This window comes from Oxalobacter paeniformigenes, from assembly GCF_027158465.1.
Classification (GTDB): domain Bacteria; phylum Pseudomonadota; class Gammaproteobacteria; order Burkholderiales; family Burkholderiaceae_D; genus Oxalobacter; species Oxalobacter paeniformigenes.
On sequence record NZ_JAMKYL010000001.1, the window covers coordinates 315,435 to 335,591 of the forward strand.

Here is a 20,157-nt window from a genome sequence, read left to right on the forward strand (position 1 = left end):
TTTGCCGCATCTATTGGAAGAAAGAGGAAGGAATGGCGATTAACAATGTAGCCCAATTTGCTGCCGAACTGAATATGCCTTCGGACGTGCTGTTGAAACAGCTGCGCGATGCCGGCGTGGAAAAACGATCGGTCAATGATGTCCTGAGCAAGGAAGACAAGGACAAGTTGCTGAACTATTTGCGCAGTGTGCATGGTGCGCAGAGCGGCGAAAAACGCAAGATTTCGCTGACTCGCAAGGAAACGAGCGAAATCAAGCAGGCCGATGCGACCGGCAAATCCAGAACGATTCAGGTCGAAGTCAGAAAAAAACGGACGTTTGTCAAACGCGATGAACAGGCATTACGTTCCGAAATCGAACAGAGAAAGGCGGCTACTTCTGTGATTGACGAGGCGGAAAAACAGCGTCGGGCAGAGGAATCGCGTCGTCAGGCAGAACTGATCGCGCGCCAGGAAGCCGAGTTGCGTGAAAGACAGGCGCAGCAGGCGAAGATGGAAGCGGAAAAACAGGCGCGCCTCAAGGCCGAGGAACAGGCGCGTGCGGAAGCGGAAGCGATCCGCAGGAAAGAAGCCGAACAGCGTGAAGCGGCTGAAAAGATGCGACTTGAAGCTGAACGGAAGGAAAAGGAAAGGCAGCAGCATGCGGCCGAAGAAAAGGCGGCTGCCGAAATGGCGAAGAAGGCGGAAATGGCAAGGATGGCTGAAGAAGCCGCCCGTGCGGAAAAGGCACGGAAAGAGGCGGAAGCGGAACGGATCAGACGTGCGGAAGAAGCGGAACGGGCACGCAAGGCGGTCGAGGATGAAGTCGCGCAGATCAAGGCCATGATGAGCGGTGCGACACGCAAGGTCGTTCGACAGCAGGCCAAACCGGCACAGGCTGCTGCTCCGGCTGCCACACAGGCTGCGGCACCGGTGGAAAACCGTGGCGATGCCGCCAGAAAGGCCGCTCCCGCTTCCAGACCGGCACAACAGCAGCCGGCAGCGTCCAGACCGTCGGACAAGAAATCCGCATCTGGCAAACCTGACAAGAAATCTTCCGCAGACAAGAAAGCGGCCAAGGCGGCTGCATGGCAGGAAGAATCCGGCAGAAAACGCGGCTCCGGCATGAAGACCCGCGGCGGCGATGCCGGTGGTCGCGAAGGGGGCTGGCGCAGCAGTTCCGGCGGTCCGAAAGGACGCCGTCATGCACCGGTGATCGAACGCGAAAGCAATTTCCATCAGCCGACCGAGGCGATCGTCCATGATGTCTATGTGCCGGAAACCATTACCGTGGCCGAACTGGCGCACAAGATGGCAGTCAAGGCTTCTGAAGTCATCAAGCAGCTTATGAAGCTGGGACAGATGGTGACGATCAATCAGGTGCTGGATCAGGAAACGGCCATGATTCTGGTCGAGGAAATGGGGCATCGTGCCTTTGCCGCCAAGATTCAGGATGTGGAATCACAGCTGGAAGAAATGGGCAAGAACGAAAACGCCGAACTGTTGCCACGTGCTCCGGTCGTTACGGTCATGGGACATGTCGACCACGGCAAGACGTCGCTGCTGGACTATATCCGCCGTACCAAGATCGCTTCGGGTGAAGCCGGCGGCATCACGCAGCATATCGGCGCATATCACGTCAAGACGGCGCGCGGTATCGTGACTTTCCTCGATACACCGGGCCATGAGGCGTTTACCGCCATGCGTGCCCGTGGTGCCAAGGCGACCGATATCGTCATTCTGGTTGTCGCTGCCGACGATGGCGTCATGCCGCAGACCAAGGAAGCGATCGCGCATGCCAAGGCGGCCGGCGTGCCGATTGTCGTGGCCATCAACAAGGTGGACAAGCAGGGGGCCAACGTCAATCGTGTGACGCAGGAACTGATCGCAGAACAGGTCGTTCCGGAAGAATACGGTGGCGATTCCCCGTTCGTGCCGGTATCGGCCAAGACGGGACAGGGGATCGATTCATTGCTGGAAAACGTGTTGTTGCAGGCGGAAATCCTGGAATTGAAAGCGCCGGTCGATACCATGGCCAAGGGCATCGTGATCGAGGCCCGTCTGGACAAGGGACGCGGCCCGGTCGCGACGGTGCTCGTCCAGTCCGGTACGTTGCATCGTGGCGATGTCGTGCTGGCCGGACCGGAATATGGTCGTGTCCGTGCCATGCTCGATGAAAACGGCAAGGCGATTACCGAGGCAGGGCCGAGCATTCCGGTGGAAATCCAGGGGCTGACGGGTGTACCGTCCGCCGGTGAGGAAATCATCGTGTTGAATGACGAACGCAAGGCACGTGAAATCGGTCTGTTCCGCCAGGGCAAATTCCGCGACGTCAAGCTGGCGAAACAGCAGGCTGCGAAACTGGAAAACATGTTCGACCAGATCGCCGAAGGCGAAGTCAAGACCTTGCCGCTCATCATCAAGACCGACGTTCAGGGCTCCCAGGAAGCGTTGGCCGCTTCGTTGCTCAAACTCTCCAACGACGAAGTGCGTGTCCAGGTCATTCATGCCGCCGTCGGGGGCATTACCGAAACGGACGTCAATCTGGCGCTGGCCTCCAAGGCAGTCATTATCGGCTTCAATACCCGTGCCGATGCACAGGCACGCCATCTGGCGGAAACGGGCGGTGTCGATATCCGTTACTACAACATCATCTACGATGCGATCGACGATGTGAAAGCCGCGATGTCCGGTATGCTGGCACCTGAAAAACGCGAACATGCGCTGGGTCTTGTCGAAATCCGTCAGGTCATTATGGTCAGCCGTGTCGGCGCGATCGCCGGCTGTTTCGTCACCGAAGGGCTGGTACGGCGGGGTTCGCCGGTACACCTGTTGCGCGACAATGTAGTCATCTGGTCGGGTGAAATCGATTCGCTCAAACGCTTCAAGGATGATGTCCGTGAAGTGAAAGCCGGTTTCGAATGCGGTCTGACGCTCAAGAATTACAATGACATCAAGGTCGGCGACCAGATCGAGGTCTATGAAATCCAGGAAATCGCACGTACCCTGTGATTTTTCTCGTACGATGGCTGTTATTTGGGGTATGGTAATGTCTGTGGTTATTCATTGAAGGGAGTGGATCATGGCAAGACACAGCAAATCGATTCCCGGCCGCAGCTTGCGTGTGGCTGACCAGATCCAGCGCGATCTGTCCGATATCATTTTTTCGGAGCTGAAAGACCCGAATGTCGGGATGGTGACGATCACGGAAGTGAAAGTCACGCCCGATTACGCCAATGCACGGGTTTATGTCACGATGCTGGACGACAATCCGGATACGGTGCAAAAGACGCTGGACAGTCTGCAGCGTGCTTCGGGTTTCATCAGGATGCAGCTGGGCAAACGGTTGCATATCCATACCCTGCCGCAGCTGACCTTCGTGTATGACAATTCGATTGCCGAGGGGATCGCCCTGTCGCATCTGATCGACGTCGCCAATTCGCAACGTGCCAGGGACGATGAAGAAAACTGACGGATGCCTTGCGGTATCCGTTTGCGGGAATGTGACTGATTCATGAAAGCTCCGTCGTCCGCCAAAAGAAAACGTCTCGACATCAGTGGTGTGCTGCTATTGGACAAGCCGGCCGGTTTGTCCAGCAACGATGCATTGATACGCGCCAAACGGATCGTCAATGCGAAAAAAGCGGGGCATACCGGTACGCTCGATCCGTTCGCGACCGGTCTGTTGCCCATCTGTTTCGGTGAGGCGACCAAGTTTTCACAGGATTTGCTCGATGCGGACAAGACGTACGAGACCGTCGTCTATCTGGGAGTGAAAACGGAAACGGGCGATACGGAAGGCGCGGTTCTTGAAACGACGTCGTCGCCGTTGCCTTCGGCTGAAGAAATCAGCCGGATATTGCCACGGTTTACGGGAACGATCCGGCAAGTGCCGCCGATGTATTCGGCACTGAAACGGGATGGCAAACCACTGTATGAATATGCGCGTGCCGGTATTGAACTGGAACGCGAGGCGCGGGAAGTGACGATCCACGAACTGGCGCTGCTCGACTATACGGCACCCCGCCTGCGTTTGCGTGTCACATGCAGCAAGGGAACCTATATCCGGGTGCTGGGCGAGGATATCGGAGTGGCGCTGGGATGCGGCGCGCATCTGGAATCCTTGCGGCGTACCCGTGTCGGTACGCTGGAAATCGGTCAATCCATAAGCCTTGACGACCTGGAAAGCCGTTTTGCCGACGGGCAAGCGCCGTCGGAACTGCCGCTCGAACCGGCCGATTTTCTGCTCTCGTCGTTTCCGGCGGTGATGCTCGATGCCGCACTGGCCGGACGGTTTGTCAACGGCCAGCGCCTGTCTGTTGTGAAAGAACGGATTGCGACATCCGCAAAACCAGGCCGCCGCCGGGTCTATGACGCCGCGCGGGGCGTTTTTCTCGGAACGGCGCAGTTGCGCGGCGATGGCATTCTGGCGCCGGAGCGTCTGGTATCGCTGTCGCGCCCGCCGGTGTGACACTTCCTGCCTGTTGTATTTTTCTGGTGTTTTCAGCGGCCTGATACGGGCGTGCTAAAATAACCAGTTATCTTTTTTTCAATTTTTCTAATTTTATGTCTGAAACCAAACGCGCAATCCGCAACGTCGCGATTATCGCGCATGTCGACCATGGCAAAACCACGCTGGTCGACCAGTTGTTGCGGCAATCCGGAACGTTCCGTGAAAACCAGGCCGTCAGTGAACGGGTGATGGATTCCAACGATCTGGAAAAGGAACGCGGGATTACCATTCTCGCCAAAAACTGTGCCGTGGAATATCAGGGTACGCATATCAATATCGTCGATACACCGGGACATGCCGACTTCGGCGGCGAAGTGGAACGGGTGCTGTCGATGGTCGATGGCGTTTTGCTGCTGGTCGATGCCGTGGAAGGACCGATGCCCCAGACCCGCTTCGTGACGCGCAAGGCACTGGCGCTCGGTCTGAAACCGATCGTGGTCATCAACAAGATCGACCGTCCGGGCGCACGTCCCGACTGGGTCATCAATGCCACGTTCGAGTTGTTCGACAAACTCGGCGCGACGGAAGAACAGCTGGATTTTCCTGTGATTTATGCATCCGGCCTGAACGGTTATGCCGGTCTTGATGAAAATATCCGTTCCGGCGACATGCGTCCGCTTTTTGATGCCATTCTGGAATATGTGCCGGTCAGGGATGCCGATCCGGACGGTCCGTTCCAGATGCAGATTTCCTCGCTGGATTATTCGTCCTATGTCGGCAAAATCGGTATCGGACGGATCAACCGCGGCCGCGTGAAGGGCTTGCAGGATGTCGTGGTCATGAACGGGCCGGAATCGACGCCGATCCGCGCACGTATCAATCAGGTACTTTCGTTCAAGGGACTGGAACGCAAAGTGATCGACGAAGCCTCCGCAGGCGATATCGTCCTCATCAACGGTATCGAGGATATCGACATCGGTTCGACGGTTTGCGACCCGGAACATCCCGATGCCTTGCCGATGCTGACGGTTGACGAACCGACGCTGACGATGAATTTCATGGTCAATACCTCGCCTTTCGCCGGTCGTGAAGGCAAGTTCGTCACCAGCCGCCAGTTGCGCGAACGGCTGGAACGCGAGCTGAAATCCAATGTGGCCTTGCGGGTCGCGCCGACCGATGACGATACCGTTTTCGAGGTATCCGGGCGCGGTGAATTGCATCTGACCATCCTGATCGAAAACATGCGCCGTGAAGGCTATGAACTGGCAGTATCCCGTCCGCGTGTAGTCTACAAAATGATCGACGGTGTCAAGCATGAACCGTATGAAGCGCTGACGGTCGATGTGGACGAAGCCCATCAGGGGGGTGTCATGGAAGAACTGGGACGCCGCCGCGGGGAATTGCAGGACATGCAGCCCGATTCCAAGGGCAGGGTGCGTCTGGAATACCGGATTCCGGCGCGTGGCCTGATCGGGTTCCAGAGCGAATTCATGACATTGACGCGCGGAACCGGCATCATGAGCCATGTGTTCGACGATTATTATCCGGTGGACCCGAACCGGCCCGATAACGGGGGACGCAGAAACGGCGTGCTGATTTCACAGGAAGATGGCGCTGCGGTTGCCTATGCGCTCTGGAAACTCCAGGATCGCGGCCGTATGTTCGTCAGCCACAACGATCCCGTTTACGAAGGCATGATCATCGGTATCCACTCGCGAGAAAACGATATCGTCGTCAATCCGATCAAGGGAAAACAGTTGACCAATATTCGTGCCGCCGGTACCGATGAAGCTGTCCGGCTGGTTCCGCCCATCCAGATGTCGCTGGAATATGCCGTCGAATTCATCGAGGATGACGAACTGGTTGAAGTCACGCCCAAGAGTATCCGTCTGCGCAAACGGTATCTGACGGATATCGACCGTCGTCGCGCCAATCGCACGTCGTGATGGCGTATCGAACCGGAAAAAGGAGCCGCAGGCTCCTTTTTTTGTATATGCCATTTCATGATGCATCAGGATGTGACGAAAAAGGGGAAACGAACGCCCGGAAGTCCGGCAAGCGAAAAATATGCGGAAGTTGTATTGGCGCGACAGTACGGACGGTCGGCGTGCAAGTCGATGCGTACAGGTTGCCGTCGATTGCTCAAGTTCAAAAAACGGTACGATAAAGACGGTTTTTCCTGATTTTCGATTGATTTTATCCATAAACGGCCTGAATATCTCTGTTGACGCCGAAATCCGGGTGCATGCACCGGATTTCCCGGCAAATGGCAGGGTGGAGGCGCCGGCTTTTCTTCTTGACACTTTCGTGACGCGCTTGTTTAATGCAAGCATTCTTTGTTGTACCGATTAATGACTAATTAAATGTGGGAGTTGTTGCGTGAATAAGACTGAACTTATCGAACATATCGCCAAAACGGCTGATATTTCCAAGGCCGCTGCGGCTCGTTCGCTGGATGCAGTGATGGATGCGATTACGGAAACACTGAAAAACAACGGTAGTGTGACGCTGGTGGGCTTCGGAACGTTCAGTGTCGGCGAACGTGCCGCCCGTTCTGGTCGCAATCCGCGTACCGGCGAAGAAATAAAGATCAAATCTGCCAGAATTCCTAAATTTAAGGCTGGCAAATTGCTGAAAGATGCGGTAAACTAATGCTTCTTTCGACAGCGCGAAAAAACGTTGTGAAATTCCGGAAAAAAGAAGTTGAAAATTTTTCTGGCAATTTTGAAAAAAGCAGTTTATAATAGCGTTCTTTCGCGACATGATGAATGTCGAGTTTGACTGGCTAGGTGATGAATATGGGTGCTTAGCTCAGTTGGTAGAGCGGCGCCCTTACAAGGCGTAGGTCGGGAGTTCGAGGCTCTCAGCACCCACCAAACAGTCAAACGAAAAAGTTTTAGGAGTGGTAGTTCAGTTGGTTAGAATATCGGCCTGTCACGCCGGGGGTCGCGGGTTCGAGTCCCGTCCACTCCGCCACAAACCGAAGGCGAACATTATGTTCGCCTTTTTTTTTATTGATTTGCAATCATTTCCGGATGGGCAGAGGCTGCCATGCTCGAATTTATACGCAATCACAAACGTCTGACCCAGATCATTCTTCTGGTTTTCATCATTCCTTCCTTTATTTTCGTCGGCGTCGAAGGCTACAAGCGTCTGGGTGACGGCGACGCGGTCGCCAAGGTTGCAGGCAAGTCCATTACGCAGCAGGAATGGGACAATGCACAGCGCGAACAGGCCGAACGGCTTCGCCAGCGTGCCGCGATGCAGGGCCAGCCTTTCGATTCCAAATGGATCGAATCGCCGCGCTTCAAATGGACGGTTCTGCAGAACATGATTACCAAAAGAGTGCTTGTCGCGACGCTTGCCAAGGAAAACCTGACGGTTCCCGAACAGGTCGTCCTGCAGAAAATCCGTGAAATTCCGGGCCTGATCGGCCCTGACGGCAAGCTCAATGAAGCACGCTACAAGGAAGCGCTGGCAGCCCAGGGCCTGACGCCGGAAGGACATTTCGCCCTGATGGGACAGGATATGGCCATGCAGCAGATCGCCGCACCGGTGGAATTTTCCTCGTTCGAACCCAAAGCCGTGATTTCGCGTGTCTGGAATCTGTTCGAGCAGGAACGCGAAGTGCAGCGTCTGGTATTCGATGCTGCCGCTTACCGAGGCAAGGTCAAGGTGACCGATGAAGACCTGAACGCTTTTTACAAGGCACATGAAGCGCAGTTCACGATTCCCGAACATGCCGACGTGGAACTGGTCGTGCTGGATATGCCGACCGTCGCCAAAAGCGTGACGATCAGCGATGCCGATTTGCAAAGCTACTATACCCAGAACAAGGAACGTTTTTCGATTCCTGAAGAAAGACGCGCCCAGCATATTCTGATCGCTGCCGCCAAGAACGCGCCGGAATCCGAAAAGGAAGAAGCACGAAAGAAGGCGGAAGGGATTCTGGCCCAGTTGAAAGCCGATCCGTCGCGTTTCGCCGAGCTGGCCAAGGCCAATTCGGATGATCCGGGTTCGGCAGGCAAGGGAGGCGATCTCGGATACTTTACGCGCGGCAAGATGGTCAAGCCGTTCAACGATGCTGTTTTCGGCATGAAAAAGGGCGATATCAGCGATCTGGTCGAAACCGATTTCGGTTATCACATCATTGTGGTGACCGATATCAAGCCGGCAGTCGCCAAACCGCTGGCACAGGTGAAAGACAGCGTGATGCAGGAACTGAAACGCCAGCAGACCAACCGCAAGTTCGCGGAAATGTCGGAAACGTTCTCCAATATGGTTTACGAAAAACCGGACAGCCTCAAGCCGGTGGCCGATGCGCTGAAACTGACGATCCATTCTTTCCAGAATCTGGCACGTGATCCGGCGGTGGCGGCACGGCAAAATCCGCTGTTGTCCAATCCGAAACTTCTTCAGGCGGTTTTTTCCGACGACGCGATCAAGGGCAAGCACAATACCGAAGCCATTGAAGTCGCACCGCAGGTTTTCGTATCGGCTCGTATCGTCAAGCACTATCCGGCCGAACTGATGCCGTTTGAAAAAGTCAGACAGGCCGTGACGGCACAGGTCACGAGCGAAAAGGCGATGGAAATGGCCAAAGCCGCCGGGGAAGCCGAGCTGGCACGCCTGAAAGAAGGCGGTGCGCCGTCCGGATTCTCGCAGGGTATCATGGTATCGCGCCAGAAGATTTCCATGGCAGGACGTGCCGATATGGCACCGATCATGAAGGCGGATGTGTCGAAACTGCCGGCCTATACCGGTGTGGCGATCGCGCCGAACGGTTATGTGATCTACCGTATCACGAAGGTGGTCACGCCGCAGAAGGCGGACAAGAATCTGCGTGAAATGATGGGGCGCCAGATGACGAATGTCATGGCACAGCAGGAACTGGGCGCTTATCTCGAATACCTGAAAGAACAGGCCGATGTCGAAATTCTGGTCAAGAATCCGGAAGACGAACCGGCCGAAGCGGTACCGGGCAATGCCGGTTGAACCATGAAGGGATTGCGACATGGCACAGCAGATCAGTGACAATCCGTATCTCAAAGATCTGGGACTGGAATTGCTCAGCATGGAAAACGGAACGGCGGAAGTCGGCATCCGTTTGCGTGAAGAGCATATGAACAGCTGGCAGGTGATGCATGGCGGCATCATCATGACGCTTCTGGATGCCTGCATGGCGCGCGCTGCCCGTTCGCTGGTTCCGGAACTGACGTCGGCGGCCACGGTGGAAATGAAGACGAGTTTTTTCCAGCCGGGTGGCAAGATCAGCCAGCATATCATCGCCCGTGGACGAGTGCTGCACCGTTCGACGACCATGTATTATTGCGAGGGCGAGATATGGAACGGCGATGCGCTGATCGCCAAGTCGATGGGGACTTTCAAGGTATTTCGTCGCAACGATATCGCACGTCGTCTGAAAATGACGTCCTCGAAGCATCTTCAGGTCGATTCCGCGGATAAAAAGATGTCGTGAGCCGGTGGCGGGACAAAGAAAAGGCATGTCGCACGACATGCCTTTTTTGTATCGGTTAGTGATCCGGAAATGGCATGGGAAGGTGTTTGTCGAGCGTTGTGAAACCGGCAATCAGGCGGTATGCATACCATCCCCAGGCCAGTATCCAGACGATCAGGGCGCCGGGGATACCGATGAATGTGATGTACAGAACGGAGCCGATGCAACCCCATACGAAATACCACCAGAATGACCGGATTTGCCAGGTATGGTGGGAATAGACGAAGGTATGCGCCGCTTTCGGTCGTGCCAGATAGTTCAGGACAAGGGGGACGAAAGAGAGTATGCCCAGCGTCAGCAGAAAGCAGACGGCATGGAAGAGATACAGCCACCATGCGGTAGTTTGCAGGGTGTGAATGTTACGGGTATCCGCTGTCAGTGTGTCCGGTATCATCTTGTTCCTTTCTATTTTGTCAGTCGGGTGGGACAAGGCGGATGATGGCATGCCGTCCGGTTTGGGCATGCGATGTATTTCGCCCTGGTATCGACGTTATGTCACCAGCGGTTTTTTCCCTTGAGACGACGCAAAAAAAGTGCGATCGGTATGCATTTTGCAGGGATCGTTCGGCATGGCATCGTTTTGGATGCGTATCGAACCTGGAGATGGCCGGAATACGGTCAGGGGGTTTCGTTTGCGATACCGCATGTGGATGCGGTGGGCTGTTTTTCGCCGGTTTTCTGGTTGGCCGTGACGGTCTGGAAAAGACGTCCCGGATTTTTGCGGAAAGCAGGGCCGATCAGGTGCATGCCTTGTACCCGTTTGATGGCGCCGATGAGATAGACCGCACCGAGGTAGGGCCACCAGCGGTTTCCTGTTTTTTCCATGAAAGCAAAGCGTCTGAGCCAGCGACGGGTGAGGCAGGGTGGGCGGTAACATCCGAAATAGCCGCGGCTGATTTCGAAGTTCAGGAGCTTGAGCCAGTCTTTCAGACGCGACAGACTGAGAAATTCGGCGTATTCGGGCAGGAAATGGTTGCCGGAAAAGCGGCTGAAACGCTGGCGGATCCCCCAGAGACTGGTCGGGTTGAATCCGCTGATGATGACTTGTCCCTCAGGAATCAGCACCCGGTTGACCTCGCGCAGGATCTGGTGGGGGGACTGTGCGAATTCAAAGGCGTGCGGCAAAACGATCAGGTCGATCGATTCGGTCGCAAAAGGCAGTTCGTCGATATCGTGTACCAGCGAGATGGGCACCGAATGACCGTTTGTTTCGGCCGTATGGCCTGTTTCGATCATTTGTTTCACTTCGGACTCAGGCATGAACGGATTGGTGTACCAGCGGTTGACCATCCGGTTTTCTTTCAGGGCATTGATTTCGGAAAAACCGATTTGCAGGGCATTGAATCCGAAAATGTCGGCAGAAAGCGTCTGGAACAGGGTTTCTTCCCAGTTGAGGATATATTGCCCTACCGGCGTCATCAGCCAGTCGTGCATGGTCTGGATTTTCATTTTGGTACGGGATTTTTTCATGCCGGTTCTGCCGCAAGGCCACGATTTCGGAAAAAACCTGTCTCGGGTGAAAATGATGGACGGTAAAAAGGGCTGGAAAAAGACCGGGGCGACCCCCTGAAACAGATTCATTGTACTGGTTCATGCCGATGAAAACCATTGTCTTTTGCAATAATCGTGCATAAAAAAACAGTTTGCCGCTGTGGTTCTTGACGCATGCCGGATTGACGGCAAATTATTTTTTGCCACCGGACATTTATAAGGTATCCTGTCATCGAAAGGTTCAGTCGGATTGCCGTAAATTCGCTGCCGTTTGGTTCTTGTCTTTGACAGAAAAAAGGAGAAAGAAGATGCAGATTGGACATATTTGTTCGAACAACGTCGTGACATGCAGCTCGAATACGACTGTGCTGGAAGCGGCGCAGCTGATGCGGCGAAACCATGTCGGAACACTGATCGTGATCGAGGAAATCAACGGCATGATGGTGCCGCAGGGTATCGTAACGGATCGTGATATCGTCGTCGTGGTGCTGGCGGAAGGACTGGATCCGAAAAGCATCAAGGTCATCGATATCATGAAAGTCGAACTGATGACGGCTGTCGAGACGGAAGATGTGTTCGAGACGGTCGAACGGATGCGCTTCAAGGGTGTTCGCCGTATTCCCATCGTGGACAAGATGGGCGGACTGGTCGGTATCGTCAGCGTCGACGATATCTGGAAATTCCTGTCCAAGGAAATCAGCGAACTGGCCGATGTGACGACACGCCAGCAGACGCGCGAAAAGGTCGCGCGCCGGCGTTGACGGGTGGTTTTGTCATGACGGAAGGCTGCACATGTGCAGCCTTCTTTTTTGCCGTTACGACAGGACGGAATGGTGGTTTTGCAGGAAAATTTCCAGTTTTTCGGGGGGCAGCGGCGGGCTGCACAGATAGCCCTGTATCTGGTCGCATTCCCATGCCTTGAGGATATCGAGCTGCTCGCGTGTCGATACACCTTCGGCGATGACGGCCATGTTCAGGGAGTGCGCCATGCCGATGGTCGATTTCACGATGGATTGCATGCCGTCGCTTTCAGTCAGGCCGTCGATGAATGACGCGTCGATTTTCAGCAGATCGATCGGCAGGGAAGAAAGGTAGCGCAGGGACGAATAGCCGCTTCCGAAATCGTCGATGGAAATGGTGATGCCCATTTTCCGGATGCTAGCGAGGCTGGTGCGGACTGCATGCATGTTTTCGATCAGGCAGCTTTCCGTGATTTCCAGTTCCAGCATACCGGGCCGCAGTCCAGTTTCCTTCAGCATGTTTTTAAGCGATTCCGGCAGACGGCCGGTACAAAGCTCGCAAGTGGAGACATTGACGGCGACAGGCCATACCATGCCGGGACGGTTGCGCCATTGGGCCAGCTGGCGGGTCAGATTGTGGCGCACGATATGGCCGATTTTGCCGATCAGTCCGATTTCTTCCGCGAACGGAATGAAGGTATCGGGCGAGAGCAAACCTTTTTCGGGATGTCGCCACCGGATGAGTGCTTCCAGACCGGCGATTTCTCCGGTTTTCAGCGACAGTCTGGGCTGGTAAAACAGGACGAATTCGTTTTTTTCCAGTGCGCGGCGCAATTCCGATTCCAGTTTCAGTTTGACGGGGGGCGCGATGTGCATGCCGGGATGGAAAAAACGGATATTGCCGGTAGGTTTTTTGCGGGCTTCGGCCAGCGCGATGTCGGCGTAACGCAAGAGAGTTCGGCTGTCGGAGGCGTCGCGCGGGCAGAGGCTCGCGCCGATGGAAACCGTTACGGAAAACGCATGTCCTGCCAGCGTCATGGGTTCGGTGACGGTTTGCATCAGGCGGGAAGCGATGGCTGCCGTATCGGCAGGTGTGCCGATATTTTCGAGTACGACAATGAATTCGTCTCCGCCGGCACGGATGACGGTATCGCCTTCATGAACGGCATGAACCAGCCGGCGTGCGATTTGGCGCAACAGGGCGTCGCCTGCATCGTAACCGAGGCTTTCGTTGACGATACGGAAACGGTTGATGTTGAGTTCGAGCAGGGCAAGCATTTTGCCGTTTTTTCGTGAACGTGCGATTGCTTCGGGCAGAAAACTGTCGAGATAGTTGCGTGTCGGCAGGGACGTGAGCGGATCCGACAGGGACAGATGCATGATGGATTCCTGTTTGCAGTCGGACGGTGCCGGGCGCGATACCAGAAGTGCGAAATCCGGTTGGCCGTTTTCATCGAGCATAAGCTGGACGAGATTGTCGGTCGCAATGTAATGACCGTTTTTGCAACGGAAACGGATGGGAACCTCGAACTTGCGCATGGTATGCCAGAGATCTTTCCAGGTGTGCCGGCTGTGGAAATGCGTGTCCGGATGGATCAGCTCGTGCAGCGAGGCAGGGAAGGCGGCTGGCGTATAGCCCAGCATGCCGGCGAAACGGGCATTGGCGAAACGGATGGTTTCATCGTCGCCGATTTGCAGGACGCCGACTGGCAGCTCATCCAGCAGTAAGCGGCAGGACGCTTCGCGTATGGTATGACAGTGCGGGTTTGCCGCGGCATGATGCGTTGGCGTATCGGTTGTGGTCGTGTAATGGGACATGGGTATTTTGCGGATGAAAGGTTGCCGGTATGTGTACGAGGTATCGTCGTGTGTATTCGGGATTGACGGATGCAGACAGTGTACAGGTCGTCTGGAAGCATGGTTTTCATCTGTATCAAGGATTGTCAAAAATGCATGACGGCATTGCCAGCCGGATATCACGGGATTATCGTGTGAATGACGGAACAGGTACGCAAACAACGGGCCTGATTCCGTGCTGACAGGGGGATGCATGCAGAGAAAGGACAACGGTGAAACAGGAAGGGCAATGCAAGGCGATTCAGGATTGCCGGTAGGGCTGATCCTCGTTTTGGGAATGGCCGGGTTCGTCTCGGCAGCCGATAACTGGGTGGTATCGGCCCTGTTGCCGGCTGTGGCGGCCGATTTCGGTACCGGTATCGCGACGGCTGCCGGTGTGCTGACGGCTTATCTGGTACCTTATGGCGTCATGCAGCCAGTGTACGGGCATCTTGCAGACCGGTTCGGCAAGGCATCCGTTCTCAGATGTATTCTGGCAGGGTTGACGCTGGCCACGGCCGGTTGTGTCCTGGCGCCAGCATTGGGCTGGCTGATGGTTTGCCGTTTTGTGGCCGGTTTTTTCGCGGCCGGAATCATTGCGGTTTCGCTGGCGATGATCGGTGATGAGACCGCACCGTCCAGAAGACCGCAAGGCGTCGGCATGTTCATGGGGATGGTTTTTCTGGGACAGGGTTTTTCTGCCGGTATCGGCGGTTTTCTGGCGGATTGGCTTGACTGGCGCATGATGTTCGTCTGCCTGATCGGAGTCGCATTGGCGACCCTGTGGTGTTACCGGAAATTGCCGTCCGGAAAAAGGAAACCGGCAGGAAGGCCGTTCTTGCAGGAAGCGGTCGGCATGATGTGCTCGGAACGGGGACGTTACGTTTTTCCGATGGCGTTCGCGACGGGATTTCTCTTGCTCGGAGCGTACAGTTATCTGGGAAGCTGTCTGCACGATCAGGCACATGCCTCATATCCCGTCGTGGGGCTGGTCGTCATGGGGTTCGGGATCGCGTCACTGGCTGCCGGCTGGATGCTTGGATGGCTTTCGTTACGTGTGCCGCCGCATGGCCTGTTGATGGCGGGAGCCGTACTGGCTGGCGTGGCAGCGGTACTTCTGGCATGTTGTCCGTCGATATGGATCGGTGTGTCGGCCGCGTTGCTGATGGGAACCGGCTATATTTTCCTGCAATCCACACTGGCGACGCAGGCTTTTTATGTCGCCGAAGACAACAAGGGATTGCCATCCGCTCTTGTTGGACTGGGATTGTTCGGCGGAGGCGGTGCCGGAACGGTCGCGGGTGGCTGGTGTCTGACGCAAGGCGGGTATGGCCTGTTATGGAGCTCAGCTGCCGTCATGCTGTTTGTGCTGGCGCTGTATGCAGGGACGTGCCTCGGCGGCAGGCTGGTCGGTCCCGAAGCACAGGCATCGGGACTGACCGGCAAAAAGACGGAAGATGATGTTCAGGAATAGGTGTTTTTCCATTCGCGCATTGCGGCGAACGCATCGACAGGCGTTTCGTTTTGCAGACGACCCAGTGCCTTGAGACGGGCCATGACGTTTGCACGGTCGGCACGCAGGAAAGGATTGGTTGCCTTTTCGATGCCGATAGTCGAGGGCAAGGTCGGTTGCCGGCGATTCAGCAGCGCCTGATCGTCGCGGGCGCGCGCGTCGATGGCGGTATTGTCCGGCTCGATTTCACGGGCGAATTTGAGGTTGGAAAGGGTGTATTCGTGGCCGGCGAAAACGGCGGTGTCTTCAGGAAGCGCCGCCAGTTTGGACAGTGAGGCGAGCATTTGGTCCGGTGTGCCTTCGAACATCCGTCCGCAACCGGCACCGAAAAGCATGTCACCGCAAAACAGCCATTTTTCAGCGGCTGCATAATAGGCGATATGGCCGCGCGTATGTCCCGGAACGTCAAGTACCGCCAGCGACAGGTCGCCCAGATCGGGCAACGTGACGGTATCGCCTTCCTGCAACGGTACGGTGACGGATGCGATGCCGTCGTTTTTCGGACCGTAAACGGGAACGGGGTATTTCGCCAGCAGATCGTCCACACCGGCGGTGTGGTCTTCATGCCGATGTGTCAGTAAAATGGCGGACAGTTGCAGGGAGCGTTTTCGCAGTGTGTCGAGAACGGGAGCCGCCTCGCCGGGGTCGATCACGACGGCATGGGTTTGGCTGGCGATCATCCAGATGTAGTTGTCCCGGAAGGCCGGAATCGGACTGACGGCAATGCCGGAGGCGGTCACAGATGACATGGTATCGTATCTCCCTGAACAAAAAATTCATTATAACCAGAGTTTTGCGCAAGTGTTTGGGATTGGCCGATGAACAGCGAAAAAATGACGGAAGTCGAGATTTATACCGATGGCGCGTGCCGCGGCAATCCGGGGCCGGGAGGCTGGGGCGTCTGGATGGTGTCCGGTCCGCATGAAAAGGAACTTTTCGGCGGGGAATTGAATACCACGAACAATCGCATGGAACTGACGGCGGTCATTACGGCATTGCGTGCGCTCAGGCGACCCTGCCGTGTGATCCTGCATACCGACAGTCAGTATGTCCAGAAAGGGATCAGCGAGTGGATCGTCGGCTGGAAAGCACGGGGCTGGCGGACGGCAGACAAAAAGCCGGTGAAAAACGCCGATTTGTGGCAGGAACTCGATGAAGCCACGCGCCGTCATGATATCCAGTGGCGCTGGGTCAAGGGGCATGCCGGTCATGAGGGCAATGAACGCGCCGACAGGCTCGCCAACAAGGGGGTCGATTCGGTGTTGTGAGCGAAAAGGGGGAAATCATGTTGAAAAAGGCAGGATGGATGGTTGCCGCACTGGCGTTTGCCGGCTTTTCCGGTCTGGCGACGGCGGCGACGATGTCGCCGGAAGTGTACGGCTTCCGGATCGAGAAGATCAACAAGGACGACGATGCCTATCGTTACGGCAATTTGTATTTGCTGACCGGCCCGGATGGCAAGGAACAGTACATCATCGTGCGCGATGTTTCGGGCGCGGTCGCCATCGTCAAGCGTGAACCGGTCAAGGCGGGAACGGCCAAGGCAGGCAAGTGATATGCCATCGTGTGGCTTGCCGGCCGGTGAACCGGCATGATGCACGAATGTGCACCGTCAGGGTGCATTGCACCGTCAAGGTGCATGAATTCCGGTGCGGAAAATTGCCGATGCGTGATCCGGCAGGGTCAGGATGACAGCACTTTTTCCAGTTCGTCCTGTTTTTCCAGCCATTCTTCTTCAAGGGCGGAAAGCTGTCTGGAACAGGCAGCCTGATCGGCCAGTGTTTTTTTCAGGGTCTCGCGCTGTGCAGGTTCGTAAAGCCCCGTATCGGCGAGCCGGTTGTCGATCGCCGCTTTCTGTTCGTTCAACCTGGCGATTTCATTTTCCAGCCATGCGATCCGTTTTTCCAGCGGTTTTTTCAGTGCGGAAAGCCGTTGCCGTTCTTCGGCTTCCTGCCTTTTTTGTTCCTTGCGGTCGATAGACGGTTTGTTCGTTTTGGGGGCGGCAAGGGTTTCGCCGTCCGTTTCCGCTTTCGCCAGCCGTGTGGTGAACAACCAGTTCCGGTAATCGTCCAGATCGCCGTCGAATTCGCGCAGGCGATGGTCCGCCACAATATAGAACCGGTCGGTGGTGGCGCGCAACAGGTGCCGGTCGTGCGAGACTAACAGCAGGGTACCTTCATATTGCGCCAGCGCTTCGGTCAGCGCTTCGCGCATGTCCAGATCGAGATGGTTCGTCGGTTCGTCCAACAGCAAGAGGTTGGGGCGCTGCCAGACGATCAGCGCCAGCGCCAGCCGCGCTTTTTCGCCGCCCGAAAAAGGGGCGACCGGGCTGGTGGCCATGTCGCCCTGAAAATGGAAACCGCCCAGAAAATTGCGCAATTCCTGTTCACGGGTATCCGGCGCGATTTTCGAGAGGTGCCACAACGGCGATTCGTCGTTACGCAACATTTCCACCTGATGCTGGGCGAAGTATCCGATTTTCAGGCCTTTTCCCGTGGTGAAAACGCCCGATAGCGGCGGCAGTTCGCCGGCGACGGTCTTGATGAAGGTCGATTTGCCCGCGCCGTTGACGCCCAGAAGGCCGATACGTTCGCCGGTTTGCAACGCAAAACGGGCGACGGAAACGATGGGTGTCGTTCCGATCGTATCGCCAAGTTCGTTTTGTTGTGTATAACCGGCGGTGACGTCGTCCATGACCAGAAGCGGGTTCGGCGAGGATTCCGGTTCGGGAAAATCGAAGGAAAATCCGGTCGCCACACGCAGCGGTGCAAGGGCTTCCATTTTTTCCAGCGCCTTCAGGCGGCTTTGTGCCTGTCGTGCCTTGGTGGCCTTGTATCGGAAGCGGTTGATATACGCTTCGAGATGGGCACGGCGGCGCGCCTGTTTTTCGATCATGCTTTGCATGACGGTGACCTGTTCGGCTCGCTGGCGTTCGAAGGCGGAATAATTGCCCGCATAGCGTCTGAGCTTGCCGTCGTCGATATGCAGGATGACGTTGGCGATGCCGTCCAGAAAATCCCTGTCGTGGGAAATGACGATCAGGGTGCCACTGTAACGTTTGAGCCAGTCTTCAAGCCACAAGATGGCATCCAGATCGAGGTGGTTCGTCGGTTCATCCAGCAACAGCAGATCGGACGGGCACATCAGTGCTTGTGCCAGATTCAGACGCATGCGCCAGCCGCCGGAAAAGGTCGCCACGCTGTGCTGCATGTCTTCCATGGAAAAGCCAAGTCCGAGCAAAAGCTGTTCGGCGCGTGAACGCACGGTATAGGCCCCTGCGTCGGCCAGCGCCGTATGCAGTTCGGCGATACGCATGCCGGATGCGGCGGTCTGCGGGGAAGCTTCGAGTTCCGCCAGTTCGGCCTGCAATGCGCGCAGGTGGGTGTCGCCGTCCATGGCGTATTCGATGGCGGGTCTGTCCAGCGCTGGCGTTTCCTGTGCGACATGGGATACGCGCCAGCCTGCCGGAAAGTCGATGTCGCCGCCGTCGGGATGCAGCTCACCCAGCAGCAGGGAAAACAGACTGGTTTTACCGGCGCCGTTGGGACCGACGAGGCCGACTTTCTCGCCCGGATTGACGGTGGCGTCCGCCTTGTCGAACAGCGGCTTCGTGCCGCGCATCAGGGAAAACTGCGAAAACCGGATCATGCTGTTTTCAGGTTTTTGAGTTGTTCGGCGGTCAGCAAAAAGACACGGTCGTCGCCGCCGGAAGTGGACAGCCAGGTCAGTTCCAGTTCCGGAAAGGCGGCGATGGCGTGTTCGGCTTCGTTGCCGATTTCCACGATCAGCAGTCCGTCGTCGGTCAGGCGTTCGCCGGCGGTACGGACGATACGGCGGACGATATCCATACCGTCGAAGCCGCCTGCCAGCGCCATTTGCGGTTCATGCAAATATTCAGGCGGCAGGTTTTCCATCGAGGACTGGTTCACGTATGGCGGGTTGGTCACGATCAGCTGATAACGCTTGTCGGGAATGCCGTCGTAAAGGTCGGCATGGTGGAGCTGGATGCGGTCCCTCATCCCGTAACGGTCGATATTCATCTGGGCGACGCCCAGTGCCGCCGGGGAAAGTTCCACGGCATCGACGGTGGCGTTGGGGAACTGGTCGGCCAGCATGATCGCCAGACAGCCTGAACCGGTACACAGCTCCAGAATGTCCGTGATGCCGTCGGGATCGGGAACCCATGGGGCGAACTGTTCGACGATCAGTTCCGCCAGAAAAGAGCGCGGGATGATGACGCCGCGTTCGACATGGAACGAATAGCCCTGCAACCAGGCTTCACCGGTCAGATAGGCGGCCGGAATGCGGTCGGTGACACGTCGTTCGATGATGTCCATGACGGAGGCGATTTCTTCGGGCAGCAGGCGTGCGTCCAGAAAGGGTTCCAGACGGTCGATGGGCAGCGAGAGGGTATGCAGAATCAGGTAGGCTGCCTCATCGAAAGCGTTTTCGCTGCCGTGTCCGAAAAAGAGTTTTTCGCGCGTGAAGCGGGTGACGGCATAGCGCAACAGGTCGCGCACGGTGGAAAACGGGGTGGTTTGCTGTGTGTTCATGGCCTCGTCCATTGATGAAAGCGAACCCGGCAGGGGCCGGGTTCGCCATGTATCGGTCTGATTGTCTGTATCGCG

The 20,157-nt window shown here is 56.3% G+C and carries 17 protein-coding genes and 2 tRNA genes; 13 read left to right on the forward strand and 6 right to left on the reverse strand.

The window, feature by feature from the left end; translation table 11 throughout:
• Nucleotides 1-32 precede the first annotated feature (32 nt).
• From infB to NAI64_RS01505, 9 genes are all read left to right on the forward strand, one after another.
• Nucleotides 33-2,990 carry a translation initiation factor IF-2 gene (gene infB, locus NAI64_RS01465; RefSeq protein ID WP_269297077.1) on the forward strand — a complete coding sequence of 986 codons (2,958 nt, stop codon included), beginning with the start codon at nt 33-35 and terminating at the stop codon, nt 2,988-2,990.
• Between the two features lie 70 nt (nt 2,991-3,060).
• Nucleotides 3,061-3,450 carry a 30S ribosome-binding factor RbfA gene (gene rbfA / locus NAI64_RS01470; protein ID WP_269297079.1) on the forward strand — a complete coding sequence of 130 codons (390 nt, stop codon included), beginning with the start codon at nt 3,061-3,063 and terminating at the stop codon, nt 3,448-3,450.
• 42 nt (nt 3,451-3,492) lie between these two features.
• Nucleotides 3,493-4,449: a tRNA pseudouridine(55) synthase TruB gene (gene truB, locus NAI64_RS01475; RefSeq protein ID WP_269297081.1), complete on the forward strand. Its 957-nt coding sequence runs from the start codon at nt 3,493-3,495 to the stop codon at nt 4,447-4,449.
• Between the two features lie 95 nt (nt 4,450-4,544).
• On the forward strand, nt 4,545-6,377 hold the full coding sequence (gene typA, locus NAI64_RS01480; RefSeq protein ID WP_269297083.1) for a translational GTPase TypA: 1,833 nt from the start codon (nt 4,545-4,547) through the stop codon (nt 6,375-6,377).
• A 433-nt stretch (nt 6,378-6,810) separates the two neighbouring features.
• Nucleotides 6,811-7,083, forward strand: coding sequence for an HU family DNA-binding protein (locus NAI64_RS01485; RefSeq protein WP_269297085.1), 273 nt, complete (start codon nt 6,811-6,813; stop codon nt 7,081-7,083).
• Between the two features lie 148 nt (nt 7,084-7,231).
• Nucleotides 7,232-7,307: transfer RNA gene (locus tag NAI64_RS01490), tRNA-Val, on the forward strand.
• Nucleotides 7,308-7,330: 23 nt separating this feature from the next.
• A tRNA-Asp gene (locus tag NAI64_RS01495) sits at nt 7,331-7,407 on the forward strand.
• Nucleotides 7,408-7,482: 75 nt separating this feature from the next.
• Entirely contained in the window at nt 7,483-9,426 is a 1,944-nt protein-coding gene (locus NAI64_RS01500) for a SurA N-terminal domain-containing protein (protein ID WP_269297087.1), read from the forward strand.
• Between the two features lie 19 nt (nt 9,427-9,445).
• Nucleotides 9,446-9,910 (forward strand): PaaI family thioesterase, encoded by a 465-nt coding sequence (locus NAI64_RS01505; protein WP_269297089.1) that lies wholly within the window; start codon nt 9,446-9,448, stop codon nt 9,908-9,910.
• Nucleotides 9,911-9,965: 55 nt separating this feature from the next.
• Here the strand turns inward: NAI64_RS01505 and NAI64_RS01510 are convergent, their stop codons facing one another.
• The gene (locus NAI64_RS01510) at nt 9,966-10,343 is read right to left on the reverse strand and encodes a DUF4870 family protein (RefSeq protein ID WP_269297091.1); all 378 of its coding nucleotides are present in this window, start codon (nt 10,341-10,343) and stop codon (nt 9,966-9,968) included.
• A gap of 224 nt (nt 10,344-10,567) precedes the next feature.
• Nucleotides 10,568-11,419, reverse strand: a complete 852-nt coding sequence (locus NAI64_RS01515) for a class I SAM-dependent methyltransferase (protein WP_269297093.1) — start codon at nt 11,417-11,419, stop codon at nt 10,568-10,570.
• 329 nt (nt 11,420-11,748) lie between these two features.
• Here NAI64_RS01515 and NAI64_RS01520 point away from each other — a divergent pair, with 329 nt between their 5' ends.
• Nucleotides 11,749-12,201, forward strand: coding sequence for a CBS domain-containing protein (locus NAI64_RS01520; protein WP_269297095.1), 453 nt, complete (start codon nt 11,749-11,751; stop codon nt 12,199-12,201).
• Between the two features lie 54 nt (nt 12,202-12,255).
• Here NAI64_RS01520 and NAI64_RS01525 read toward each other — a convergent pair whose 3' ends face one another.
• Nucleotides 12,256-13,998: a putative bifunctional diguanylate cyclase/phosphodiesterase gene (locus tag NAI64_RS01525; protein WP_269297097.1), complete on the reverse strand. Its 1,743-nt coding sequence runs from the start codon at nt 13,996-13,998 to the stop codon at nt 12,256-12,258.
• Between the two features lie 232 nt (nt 13,999-14,230).
• On the opposite strand from NAI64_RS01525, the gene NAI64_RS01530 reads away from it, so the two are divergent.
• A complete protein-coding gene (locus NAI64_RS01530; RefSeq protein WP_269297099.1) occupies nt 14,231-15,490 on the forward strand; it encodes an MFS transporter in 1,260 nt (419 codons plus the stop codon).
• On the opposite strand, the gene gloB is transcribed toward NAI64_RS01530, so the two are convergent.
• Complete coding sequence (gene gloB, locus NAI64_RS01535; protein ID WP_269297101.1) at nt 15,481-16,278, reverse strand: hydroxyacylglutathione hydrolase; 798 nt, start codon at nt 16,276-16,278, stop codon at nt 15,481-15,483. The two genes, NAI64_RS01530 and gloB, sit on opposite strands and share 10 nt — an antisense overlap.
• An 84-nt stretch (nt 16,279-16,362) precedes the next feature.
• Here gloB and rnhA point away from each other — a divergent pair, with 84 nt between their 5' ends.
• Complete coding sequence (gene rnhA / locus NAI64_RS01540; protein WP_269297981.1) at nt 16,363-16,797, forward strand: ribonuclease HI; 435 nt, start codon at nt 16,363-16,365, stop codon at nt 16,795-16,797.
• 17 nt (nt 16,798-16,814) lie between these two features.
• A complete protein-coding gene (locus NAI64_RS01545) occupies nt 16,815-17,084 on the forward strand; it encodes a hypothetical protein (protein ID WP_269297102.1) in 270 nt (89 codons plus the stop codon).
• 128 nt (nt 17,085-17,212) lie between these two features.
• Here the strand turns inward: NAI64_RS01545 and NAI64_RS01550 are convergent, their stop codons facing one another.
• Together NAI64_RS01550 and prmB are read right to left on the reverse strand one after the other, a co-directional pair.
• On the reverse strand, nt 17,213-19,177 hold the full coding sequence (locus NAI64_RS01550) for an ATP-binding cassette domain-containing protein (RefSeq protein ID WP_269297104.1): 1,965 nt from the start codon (nt 19,175-19,177) through the stop codon (nt 17,213-17,215).
• Complete coding sequence (gene prmB / locus NAI64_RS01555; protein WP_269297106.1) at nt 19,174-20,082, reverse strand: 50S ribosomal protein L3 N(5)-glutamine methyltransferase; 909 nt, start codon at nt 20,080-20,082, stop codon at nt 19,174-19,176. Before prmB ends, NAI64_RS01550 begins: the two co-directional genes overlap by 4 nt.
• Between the last annotated feature and the right edge of the window lie 75 nt (nt 20,083-20,157).